At 54.5% G+C, this 12177-nt stretch carries 9 protein-coding genes; 3 read left to right on the top strand and 6 right to left on the bottom strand.

The features are described 5' to 3' along the window. Window positions 1-61: 61 nt before the first annotated feature. The 3 genes from QS713_RS09135 to QS713_RS04260 are packed head-to-tail and all read right to left on the bottom strand — an operon-like array spanning window position 62 to window position 4446. Window positions 62-1087, bottom strand: coding sequence for a nucleoside hydrolase (locus QS713_RS09135; protein WP_376779550.1), 1026 nt, complete (start codon window positions 1085-1087; stop codon window positions 62-64). Window positions 1088-1102: 15 nt separating this feature from the next. Further along, window positions 1103-2458 (bottom strand): MFS transporter, encoded by a 1356-nt coding sequence (locus QS713_RS04265; protein WP_313272692.1) that lies wholly within the window; start codon window positions 2456-2458, stop codon window positions 1103-1105. A 41-nt stretch (window positions 2459-2499) separates the two neighbouring features. Beyond that, window positions 2500-4446: an acyltransferase family protein gene (locus QS713_RS04260; protein WP_313272690.1), complete on the bottom strand. Its 1947-nt coding sequence runs from the start codon at window positions 4444-4446 to the stop codon at window positions 2500-2502. 89 nt (window positions 4447-4535) lie between these two features. Between QS713_RS04260 and QS713_RS04255 the strand changes: the two genes are divergently transcribed. Next, window positions 4536-5654 carry an Mrp/NBP35 family ATP-binding protein gene (locus QS713_RS04255; protein WP_313272689.1) on the top strand — a complete coding sequence of 373 codons (1119 nt, stop codon included), beginning with the start codon at window positions 4536-4538 and terminating at the stop codon, window positions 5652-5654. Between the two features lie 31 nt (window positions 5655-5685). On the opposite strand, the gene QS713_RS04250 is transcribed toward QS713_RS04255, so the two are convergent. Next, window positions 5686-6246: an O-acetyl-ADP-ribose deacetylase gene (locus QS713_RS04250; protein WP_313272688.1), complete on the bottom strand. Its 561-nt coding sequence runs from the start codon at window positions 6244-6246 to the stop codon at window positions 5686-5688. Between the two features lie 44 nt (window positions 6247-6290). Continuing rightward, on the bottom strand, window positions 6291-7148 hold the full coding sequence (locus QS713_RS04245) for a DUF5067 domain-containing protein (protein WP_313272686.1): 858 nt from the start codon (window positions 7146-7148) through the stop codon (window positions 6291-6293). Between the two features lie 270 nt (window positions 7149-7418). Here QS713_RS04245 and QS713_RS04240 point away from each other — a divergent pair, with 270 nt between their 5' ends. Further along, window positions 7419-8966, top strand: a complete 1548-nt coding sequence (locus QS713_RS04240; RefSeq protein WP_313272684.1) for a sensor histidine kinase — start codon at window positions 7419-7421, stop codon at window positions 8964-8966. A gap of 162 nt (window positions 8967-9128) precedes the next feature. Continuing rightward, window positions 9129-9794, top strand: a complete 666-nt coding sequence (locus tag QS713_RS04235; protein WP_313272682.1) for a response regulator transcription factor — start codon at window positions 9129-9131, stop codon at window positions 9792-9794. A 195-nt stretch (window positions 9795-9989) separates the two neighbouring features. Here the strand turns inward: QS713_RS04235 and betT are convergent, their stop codons facing one another. Beyond that, on the bottom strand, window positions 9990-12029 hold the full coding sequence (gene betT, locus QS713_RS04230; RefSeq protein WP_313272680.1) for a choline BCCT transporter BetT: 2040 nt from the start codon (window positions 12027-12029) through the stop codon (window positions 9990-9992). Between the last annotated feature and the right edge of the window lie 148 nt (window positions 12030-12177).

Here is a 12177-nt window from a genome sequence, read left to right as displayed (position 1 = left end):
AATCCTCGAAGCCGAGATTATTTAAGTCCAGAAAACAGCTGAGACTAGTGCCCGCGGTATTTCATCCGAATACTGTTCGTGCCCAGTCGGATATTAGTAGTTGGTTATCGGCACTTTTCGCAATCCTTGTGGGACAACCAGTCGGGCTTATTATTGTTTTTCCATTAGGGAGCACGCTTACCGCTGTAGGTTCTGCGCTCCAGTGCAGTACATCCGGATTTACCAGATGCGCGACTGCAAGTAGATCGTGAATCCACATTCCGTCCACTGGCCGGGTTTGCGCGCTGTACCGTATCCAGGGCTCCAACCATTTTGAGATTCCCTCTGCAATAGCACCGGCTTCTCGAGCGGACCAGTCGATGGGAGCATCCTGTCGAGAGCATAAATTCGAAGCTGTTAGATCATGCGCACTCTGTTTAATTTCACGCCACTCCTGTAGCGTCAAACAAGTTGTGCGCGTTACGTCAAGTGGGATCATCCAGATAGGAATCTTAGAGGACAGGACTACTTGCGCAGCTCGTGGGTCAACCGCAAAATTGGTGTCAACCTCACTAGTTTGTTTAAAGTAGCCACCCATCAACGATATTTGTTTAATTTTTGCTGCTACTTGCGGGTAATTCGTAATCAGTCTCGCAATATTCGTAAGCGGACCAATACACACAAGGGTTGTGGGTTCCCGAGCACAAAGCAGATCTTCAGCCATGTTTTGCAGTGCAGTAGCACGGCGGTTTGTTTGTGGATCCCAATTTCGTTCGGCGCAACCATCGATTCCCCACAGTGCACAGACGGACGGATCCTGGCTTGGCGCATCTAGTTTTGCCCTCCATGCGCGGGCGTTACCTGATAAAGGCGAACTCGAGCCTACGCGTATGGGAATATGAGTGTCCTGTTTCGAACTACGAACGAATGCTTGGACTATTTTCGAAGCCGAAGCCGCACCCTCCTCAGGTGAAGTGTTTCCAAATACGGTCCATATAGCAGCTACTTCAAGCTCCTTCGCTGCCAGTGCGTATGTTAGAGCCAACCCATCGTCCACATTTGCCCCTGGGATACCGTTCCCAGGATCACAATCAACGATTACGCGCATGGTGTTGCAGTCTCTCTAGATCGCGTCGTCCATCAGCGACAGGTTGCGCCCACGCGTTTCCGGGGCCACAAACGTTGTTGCCAAGCCGATACTCGCCATAACGACAAAATAAGCAGCAAGTGGAATCCACGATCCGCTGGCGGCGAGCAGTGCGGAAGCCACCATGGGAGCCGTTCCACCAGAGAGTATCGAACCTAGCTCTTTCGCAACTGCCATCTTTGAGTAGCGGTGTTGAACTCCAAAAAGTTCCACGCCGTACGCGGCTTGTGCACCAAAAATTCCTAGCGAAGCAATGCACATTCCCACAACGATTACGGTTCCTACAATCCAGGGGTTGCGCGATTCCATCAGGTAGAAAGCTGGTATCCCGTAGAGTACTAGTGCTAGGCAGAAATAGCGGTAAACGATTCTGCGTCCAAATTTGTCTGTTAACCAGCCAGATAGTGGGATCACTACGAAACCCAATATAGATGCTACGAACACAGCCGTCGTTGGTACCGATTTATCAATCGATAGTGCCTTCACCACATACCCCACCAAGAAACCCTGTGCAATGTACGAGGGCCCATTTTCACCAATCCGCAGGCCCATCATTACAAAGAAGGCCTTCCAACCGGCATTCGTTTCCGTTTGAGTTTTCGCTTCCGAAACCCATTTTTCTTTAGTTTTTTGAAACTCTTGGAAAACTGGGCTTTCTTTCATAGTTCTGCGCAGCAAGAGTGCTAGCAAGGCGACCAAGAATGAGCATAAGAATGGAATGCGCCACCCCCACGACATTATTTGGTCGTGAGGAAGCAAGAGCACCAGCAGCCACACGGTGGAAGCAAGCAGGGTACCACTATTAGACCCGACACCGATTAAAGAAGTAATTAAACCGCGTCGTTTTGAGGGCGCAGACTCGGCCAGCATGACGGCGCCACCAGATAGTTCTGCTCCAGCTCCAAACCCTTGTCCTAATCGACAAAGCACCAGCAACAATGGAGCCCAGAACCCAATACTGTGGTAACTCGGGATCAGACCAATAGAGGTTGTGGAGATTCCCATTAAAGCTACCGTTACGATCAGGATCGTCTTGCGCCCGTGAGTGTCACCGAGTTTACCGAGAACAATCGCTCCGATTGGTCGGGCGATGAACCCAACGGCCCAAGTGGCGAACGAAGACAAAAGGGCAACGATTGGGGTTTGCTCTGGGAAGAATACGTCGCCGAAAACAAGGCCCGCGGCAAGCCCGTACAGAGCAAAGTCTACGTACTCCATTGTGGTACCTAGCCAGATGGAAATTATGGTGGACCAAAAGCTTTTCCGACCATCTTTCGTGTCGAAATGTAGATCTGCAACATGCTGATGTTGCTTGTTTGCTTTCCGTTTCACGCTCGAATCTCCTTGGGGTAACTAATTGCCTCTCTCACCCACTATTTAAACGAAGTCAGTGCTTTTTTCACTACTTCCGCATAATACTTCCCGCCTTGACCGTCGGGGTGGACGTAGTCTCCCGCCAGGTTCTCGGTATGTGCTCCAATAGCAGCCGCCCAATCCGCGAGCTGCACCCGGTCTTTCCCAGCCGCCCAGCTGCGCATCACGTCATTACTCGGCTCAATCCACGTGGTCCGCTCCGGCCCAAACGCGGTCACCAGCACCAAATAATGGTCCTTCCCAATCAGCTCATACAGTTGATCCAACTGCTCAGTTGTCACCGCGGAGTTCGTAGCCAAGGACAACACCACATAAGGCCGCAACGCGCCCTCAGACTTTAAAGACTCAACCAAAGAAATCCCTGCCGGCATCGCGCGCGACACTTCCGCATCCACACTCACATCCGGTAGCGCCTGCTGCAACGCCGGTGCGGCCGCGAGCGTAACGGAATCACCAATCACCGTCACATTCTTCCCCACCACTTGCGGCGCATGCCCAGAGCCACCAGGCTTCTTAGACTCCCCGTCCGCAGACTCACCCTTATTCCCATCGGTATTACCGGCGCCGGGGTCCTTGCCTTCCTTACCCGAACCCGGTTTAGCACCTTCCTGAGGACCTTCGCCCTGCTTACCATCATGTGTCTCATCGCCATGCACCGCCTGCTGGCCTTTCTGCACGGCTAACTCAGCTGAAGTTTTTTCTGGCGCCCCAATCAAGAAACCAACCACGGCTCCCACTACGGCAATCACCGCCACCAGTGGGGTCACAAACTTAACGTAATCCAGTGCCGCGGGTTTGTATCCACGCGAAGGCCGCATAAACGCCCACGACGAGCCCAACCAGCGCCGCAGCGTGTGGCCAATTCCATCGCGACGCATCGGCTCCTCAACAAACCGGAAAGACAAAGCCGCAGCCACAATGGACACAACCACCACAACGCAACCAATGATCCACGTATCCACGTGCGGTAACTCGTGCGACAAAATCACCCACACCGGCCAATGCCACAAATACACCCCATACGAACGCACGCCAAACCACTTAACGGGCTTCCACTCCAACAAACCCACCAGGAGCTTCGCGGGGTAACGCTCATCAATCGGCCCAAGCACACCCTGGATAACTAGCGCACTACAAACACAAGCCAACAGCGTGCCCCACGGGTACACCCACGTCTGACTATCCGGAATGTACAAGCAGCACAGCACGATTCCAATCAAACCGAGCCAAGCACCAACCCCACGTGCTACCGGGTACCTCCGCCGGCCCACCCCCAGCGGATTCGCCGTAACCAACGCCAACGTGGCCCCCACCATGAGGGAAAACGCGTGGGAATCACTGCCCTGGTAAGCGCGCGTAAAATCATCCGCATTCGAAATCAAATACGCCATCCACCCGGCGGACAACGCCCCCAACAAAGTGGGCACAATCCAACGCACGCCCCGCCTCAGAAGAATCACCAGCAGGACGATCGCGGGCCAAAGTAAGTAAAACTGCTGTTCAACTGCAAGCGACCACACGTTCGTCCACAAATGCGGATTCGCCTGGTCGAAATAAGACGCGCCCCGAGCGATCTCCACCCAGTTATATGAAAAGGTAATTACCCCCAGGAACTGTGGGAGGATCCCCGCAAGCAGGTCCATACTCACGGTGCCCGCAACAATTAACGTCACCACCGCCATCAACGCGGACGCGGGAAGTAGGCGGCGGATACGGCGCAGCCAGAAGCTCCACAGGTTGATGCGACCCGATCTGTGATGCTCCTTAACGAGCAGCGCGGTGATCAGGAACCCGGAGAGCACGAAGAACACGTCGACCCCCAAGAAACCTCCGGGAGCAAATGGGGATAAGTGGTATGCAAGCACTGCAATCGCACCAATGGTTCGCAGACCGTCAAGGCCCTTAACTCGGCGCTTCTTCATGGATGCTACATTAGCGGATTCCACAACTTCCCTAACTTTCTCGCCTGCGTTCCTGAACCTAAATTATATGCCGCACTGGGAGAGTTACAGCAACATCTACTAGTATGGCATGCATGAGTGTTGTCACCGAAGAGTCTGTACGTAAGGCGTTAGAGGACGTCATAGATCCGGAAATTCGCCGGCCCATAACTGAACTAAACATGGTTGACTCCGTCGAAATTGACGGCACCCATGTGACCGTGGGAATCCTCCTCACCGTCGCCGGCTGTCCCCTCAAGGACACGATTAATAACGACGTGGAACAGCGCCTACTGAAAGAAGATGGGATTGAATCCGTCACCATCAACCTGGGTGCGATGAATGAGGAACAGCGCAAGGCCCTGCGGGAACAGTTAAACGGTGGGGTTACGGAACGAGAAATTCCGTTTGCGAAACCCGGTTCCCTAACCCGCGTGATCGCCGTGACTTCCGGTAAAGGCGGGGTTGGGAAGTCTTCAATGACAGCGAACCTGGCGGCTGCGATGGCGAAGCAGGGTCTGAAGGTTGGGGTTGTGGACGCGGATATTTACGGGTTCTCCATCCCCCGAATGATGGGGGTTGAACACGAACCAACTGTTATTGACGGGATGATCATCCCCCCGATTGCGCACGAGGTGAAAGTTATTTCGATCGGCATGTTCGTGCCGGACGGCCAGGCCGTAGTGTGGCGTGGTCCGATGCTGCACCGGGCGATTCAACAGTTCTTGGCGGACGTGTTCTGGGGTGACCTGGATGTGCTCTTGCTGGACTTGCCGCCGGGTACGGGTGACGTAGCGATTTCGATTCCGCAGCTGCTACCGAATTCGGAGATTTTGGTGGTCACGACCCCGCAGATCGCCGCTGCGGAAGTGGCGGAGCGGGCTGGTTCCATTGCACAGCAGACGAACCAGCGGGTAATTGGCGTGGTAGAGAACATGTCTTACCTGCCGCAAGATGACGGTTCGCGTTTAAATATTTTCGGTGAGGGCGGGGGCCAAACCGTGGCGGACAGGTTGAGCGCCCAGCTTGGTTACCAAGTGCCTTTGCTGGCTCAAGTGCCGTTGGATGTTGCTTTGCGTGAGGGCGGCGACGCTGGTAAGCCCGTGGCTCTGGAATCCGGGCCGGCTGCTGACGCCCTCGGCGAGGTTGCGACCGCGCTGGGTAAGCGCGCCCGCGGGCTTGCCGGCCGCAACCTGGGGGTCAGCCCCGTTTAATCCGGTTTCGGGCTGCGCCGCGAGCCTCGTCTTAACGGGAGAGTTCTTGGTCAAAGATCCGTTTTGCATCTTCGCTGAATAGTGCGAACGTGATTTCTTGTGGCTCTTCCGTAACTGGGGTTTCTTCTGCGGTGGTGTAGCGTTCTTCGGGTTTCCACGCGCGCATCGCGGCAATGGCATGGTGGGCGACCTCAGGCATATCCCACCCGTAAACACCACCGGAAATGGCGGGGAACGCGACAGTGCGGGCACCGAGCTCAGTGGCTACGTTAAGGCTGTTCGTGAACGCGTTACGCAGCAGCTGCGGGTCAGTTTGGCCGGCGCGTTTATTGGGCCCAACCGTGTGTATCACCCAGCGGGCCGGCAAGTTAAACCCGCTGGTTGCCACCGCTTGCCCCACCGGCAGGCCATCTGGCAGGGATGTGGCGCGAAGTTGCTTACAAGCTTCAAGCAGCTTGGGGCCGGCAGCGCGATGAATCGCTCCATCCACGCCCCCGCCCCCAAGCAAACTGGAGTTCGCGGCATTAACAATCGCGTCAACAGTCAAAGTAGTGATGTCAGCTAACTGTGTGGAAATCTGTAATGTGCTCATGCTTACAGGCTAGCTGTTATCCCACCTCTGCGGTGCGCGCGTTACTAACCTTCCATATTGAACTTGCCCACTACTTTCGCTTTCGAAGTAGAGAACATATCAGACACTTCCACGGTTAACTCAGAATCATCCTTCAGCACAAACGCCTGCGTAGCTGTCCCCTTAGCGCCCGGCTGAAGGTTCTGCATTTCAGATTTAACATCATATGAACCGGCACTGTCGTCAGTAATTAGAGCGCTCTCTAGCTGGTTTCCGTTTTGAAACACTTCAGAATGCATGAGCCCCATGAACGACTGGTTCTCATCCGACTTGTTAGTCCACTCGTAGGTAACTACAACCGTAGGTTTCCCATCTACATCCGCGCCTTCTTTAACGGCAGACACAATCTTCACGTGGGATTCAGATAGGTCACCTTCCATATCCTGCACGTTCTTAGCTGAGCCCTGCGCGTCCTTGTCGTCCGACTGCGCCTGATCACTTGAGTCACCATCGTTGCCCGCCTGGTCTGACTCCCCGCTAGTACTTTGGTTGGTTTCGAACGCTTTACCGGCTTCATCAAACGCATCCGAAATACTCTTTTGAACCCACAGTGTAACGATCAGGGAAATCACGCACAGCACAGTCGCCACAATCGCCAGTGCCTTACCAGATTTCTTACCGCGCCGCGTTCCAACGAGACCGATGATACTCAGCACCAGCCCCACTGCTCCGAGTACGAAAGAGATATTATTAATTAGCGGAATAAAACAGGTTAGAGCCGCTACTCCCCCCAGAACTAAACCAATGATCCCGCATACGGTGGTACCTTTAGGCTGATTCACTGCGCCGCCAGGCTGATTCACTGAACCGCCGGCCTGATTCACCGCACCATTGGGCTGCGGTTCCACGCCATTATTACTCATGTGAAAATCCTTCTATTAGGGTTTGCGCACTGTTTGTTATGGTCTTGCACGCTTCAACGCCAGGTTTTATTAAAACCCGGTCGCACTCTTCTGACCAACAACTTCACACTACCGATTCGGCGCAAAACACAACATTGTACGATTAGGCAGAAAAAGTGTCCCCTTCGGGCAATAATGCCGCTCGGTTATGTCTGAACGTTCACTTGCTTGTACCCGTTTGGCTTATAGGTTCCGGGCCTTTGTTGATTTACAGTTAGATTTATGAGGGACATGAGGGAAAACCGTGGTAGCGCATCCGCTGGGGGTAACGCGACGCCCAAGTCGTTTGTGCCCGCGCTCAAACAGGCGCTGACTCTGGCGTTCAAACCGAAACGACGCGCATTTGCCGACGATGTTCCCGTGCACACGCGGTGGTGGTGCACTTTCATTATGATTCCACTGGCAGTTTTCACCTGCCTAGTGCAAGCCAGTGCAATCGGGATTCGTTTTTTACCAAAAGGCACGGGCCCTATTTCTGCCATCCAGCTTCTGGCGGCAGTTTTTACTCTTTTTGCTCTGCTGCTCGCATTCGTTATCCCTTTTAGTTTGCTCCGCCGCTCAACTCAGCCAGAGATGGTGTTCTGGCTTTGCTTTGTAACTGTACTGGTGTTCCCGTTCGATCCCCTACTTCTTCTGATGGCCCTCACGGCCCATGTGGCGCGGCGCAGAAACAAGGCAGTAACGCTTTTGGTATGTGGTGTTTCACTACCAGTTGTAGTTCTCGCGCATATGCGGGACGCGTTGCAACCACCTCAAAACTCTATGTGGCACAGCGTGTTTGCGGGCAACGCTAACTCAACCGTTTCGAATGCCGTTGATACCACCCAAATGCTTGTTTCTAACGCAACGATAATCGTGATTGCAATTATTTACGCATTCGCTAGTTGGGGTGTTGCGGTGCTGATAGGTTTCTATATCCGAACGCGTGCCGGCCTGGCGCTTGCGAGTAAGAAGGTGCAAGCGGAGCAGCATCGAAGTGACGATCTGCAGCAAACTTTGCACAACCAGAAGCTTGCCGACGCGATAGCTGCGGAGGCTCACGACACGTTAGCGCATTCACTCTCACTGATTTCTCTGAATGCGTCCGTGTTGCAAGCACAGATGGGGCAGCTAGAGCAAGATCGGACTCTCAGCCCACAGCAGACACAGCAAATGCTGATTACAGCACGGACACTACGTGAACAAGCTGCGGGTGCGATGGATGAAACGCATTCGATTATTGACATGTTGCGCCACCCTGATTTGGCTTGGGAACAGTTGTCCGTTCCTTCCACTGAGGTTTGTTTGACGCGAGAATCATTACAGCAGCTACTAAATAATGTGCGTGAGGCCGGTGTGCAGGTGAACACGTGGATTGAAATTGAAGAACTCTCTGGCCTGCGTGATTCAATCAGTAAAGTTGCGTACCGCGGTCTTCAAGAGTCGCTGACGAATGCTATGCGCCACGCTCCAGGAGCTGAGATTATGGCTGAAATTACCGCTACCCCAAAGGCAGGAGTACATATTCACGTTTCCAATAGTGCCGCAAGTATTTCGCTTGAGGGTAGTTCCAAGTCAGCAGGCAACATAGATTCCGGCATTACAAGTGCCGAAACCGCGAACGCTGCACAGCAAAACGATCAAGAAAACACGCCACAAGCTGAGCAAAATCCAACACCACCTGGTGGCACTGGGCTAATCGGACTCACGAGGCGCGTTGAAGCGGAGGGCGGGCAGCTTCAGTTCGGTTTCGACGACAGGCACTTGTTCCACGTGGATGCGACGATCCCGTGGGCGTAGGGTTCCACCAGGTAATACAACATGGCTAGGGCGTAGTGTTCCACCAGATAGTACAAGGCAGCTAGGGCTTGCCGAAGAGCACCTACCAGTATTTCGAGGTGGTGGATTTATCGTTTATATGAGGTGAAATCCAGCGTATTATTTTGGAGTACAATTGCGGTCATGAGTGGAGGACTGCCGGTTACCGTGGGGCTTGTGGATGATGACCCGATGGTATGTCAATCTTTGAAGTTGATTCTTTCCGAGTACTCTAACTCCCAGATCCAAGTCTTATTCACCGTTACCAGCGGCAGCGAAGCGGTACAGAATGTGAAAGAGATGCAACCAGATGTGCTGTTGATGGACATCGCGATGCCGGGCATGAGTGGTATTGAAGCCACTGCTCTGGTTAGGAAGTTGCCTTCCCCACCTCAAGTTTTAATGCTCACCTCTTTGCACCCAAAAGAGACCGTAAATGCGGCAGTGGAAGCAGGTGCGTGTGGGTTTATTTCTAAAACTGAGGAACCAAAAAGAATAATTGAACGCGTTATTGAAGCGGCGCAAGGAAAACCGCAGTTCGACGCCTCGGGGCAACGTCAGCTAATGAACTACCTCGTTAGCGAACAACCATACTCACGCCGCGATAGGGCCCGCGCTCAGCTTAATGCCCTCCCCGAGCGGGAACGCCAGGCAGTGGTGTTGGCAGCGCAGGGGCTAACAAACGCGGAGGTTGCGGATGCGATGTACATTTCCGAGCGAACAGCAAAAGCGCACTTATCGTCTGCCTCAAGCACCCTGGGAATGAACCGGATCCAAATGGCACGCCTAGTTGAACGCGCCAACCTGTAGCCCGAACCAACTTGGACCGACCCGGCGCAAAGCCAACCGACTACCGACCCCGCCGCCTAAACCGAGCCGGCGCAAAGCCAACCGACCATCGACGCCGCGGCCTAAACCCACCCGGTTCAAAACCACCGACCATCGACCCCGCGGCCTAAACCCTGCCGATGCAGAAACCGATAAACTCCCACCGCTAGGAACCGGTCAGCTCAGATCTAACCGAACTTCCGTGCCGACCCAGCGTTCGTAGTGATCTAGGACGTCGTGGCACACCTGGTCTTCGGTGTAGTCGTAAATATTGTAATTAACTCCGGTGGGTAGCGATACCTGAAGCCGGCACGTCGTGTCGTCCTGGTGAGACACGCGCCCACCCCCGTACACCGGTTGCAACACACGGTGCACCTGCACGGCATACAGGAAGTCATCGTGCAGATGCGAAGTCACATACAGTTCCGCCCGCAAGTTCTTCCCCCCGGTTTTAGACAGAACCTCAGAAATATCAACCTGCGCATTCGCGCCCAAACGCTGCAACTCCTGCGCAATCTTCTGCAACGCGGGAATCACCACCCGCTGCATGCGTTTACTGGCCCGCGCTGCTGAGACACCTGTCAACTGGCGGCTCAAACGTGCCTGCCACGACCCACGCGAATCGTCATTAGTACGCCCCAACACCTGCGACGTCACCGTCGTCATAAACGCTGCTTCGCGTTTCTGTTCACTGCGCAGCGCCCTCAAGAAACCAACCATCACAAGAATCATGACGAACGCAAACGGCAACCCCATAATCACCGTCGCATTCTGCAACGCAGGCACCCCATCAACCGTGAGCATCGCAATCGTCAACACTGCGGTAGACCCAGCCCAGAAAATCCGCAGCCAAGACTTCGCATCCACCTCCGGAGCCGGCAACTTAGAACACAGGTTCGCCATCACCAACGCCCCCGAATCCGCCGACGTCACATAAAACAACAAGCCAACAAACGTTGCCAACCCAATAATCGCCGTGGCAAACGGGTAGCCCGACAAGAGCGTGAAAAAACTCTGCTCCGGGTTCGTCAGCGCCAACTCACCAAACGCACTATCGCCCTGCTGGATACGTTTAATGGCTGCGTTACCAAAAATCGTTGCCCACATGACGATGTAAGAAAACGGGATCGTCAAACACCCCAACACGAACTGGCCAATGGTGCGGCCACGCGAAATCCGTGCCAAAAACATGCCCACAAACGATGCCCACGCGATCCACCACGCCCAGAAAAACAGGGTCCAAGCACTCATCCACTCGGTCGGATAGTTATACGCCATCGTGTCCAGGGTGATGCCGGGGAACATCGAGATGAAATCACCGATATTCATCACCATTGCGCGCAGTAAGAACGCGGTGTCGTCCGCTATCAGCACGAACACGCAGATCGCGATCGCCAGCAAGACGTTCAACTGGCTGAGCACGCGGATTCCCTTATCCACCCCCGTGGTTGCGGACACCGTTGCCATCACCACCGCGACGATCACCAAACCCACTTGCGCGGGCAAGCCCTGTTCGACCCCAAACAGCATGTCGAGCCCCACGTTCAGCATCACCACGCCGATTCCCAGTGACGCAGCCACACCAAAAATGGTGCCGGTAACAGTGGCGATATCCACCGCGTGCCCAGCCGCACCCTTAACCCGCTTACCAATCAGTGGGTACAGGGCGGACCGCACCGCGAGCGGCAGACCGTGTCGGTGGGCGAAATACCCAAGCGTCATCCCCATCAGCACGTACATGCCCCAGCCGACGAGCCCGTAGTGATGCATCATCCACACCGTTGCCTGACGCGCCGCGTCAATCGTCCCCCCTGCTCCCTGCGGCGGCGCCACGAAATGCGACGCTGGTTCCGCCACGGCGAAAAACATGACGTCCGTACCGATCCCCGCGGCAAACAGCATCGCCCCCCAAGTGAGGGTGGAGTACTCCGGCCGGTCCGTGTCCTTACCGAGCCGCACGCGCGAATACCTCAGGGCAATATAAACCACGAAAACTAAAACTACGGCGCCCAGAAGAATGTAAAACCACCCCAGGTACGTGGAAATCCACGTGACCGCACCTTCTAGAAACGAGTTCATGCGTTTGGGGGAAATAAACGCCCACAGTGCTACCGCGAGCGTGAAAACCGCCGACCCCACCAGCACAACTTTCTGCGTTTTCGGTGTTAAATCGTCTGTGCGTTGCACCTGGGTTGCTTGCGTAGTATCCGCCGGCATCAGCTAATCATTCCTTCTTCCCCGCCGTAGCTTCCTTCGCATACTCATCTTAGACAAAACGGCTCGCGGGTTTTAAAACCGCCATTTATTCCCCTTGAGGGCATTGCACTATCAGTGCTGCACAGGTCAAACCGTGCGTTACCGGCAG

This window comes from Gleimia hominis (genome assembly GCF_032085515.1).
Taxonomy (GTDB): Bacteria; Actinomycetota; Actinomycetes; order Actinomycetales; family Actinomycetaceae; genus Gleimia; species Gleimia hominis.
The sequence above is the reverse complement of the archived record's forward strand: the minus strand, read 5'-3'. Positions and strand labels throughout refer to the sequence as shown.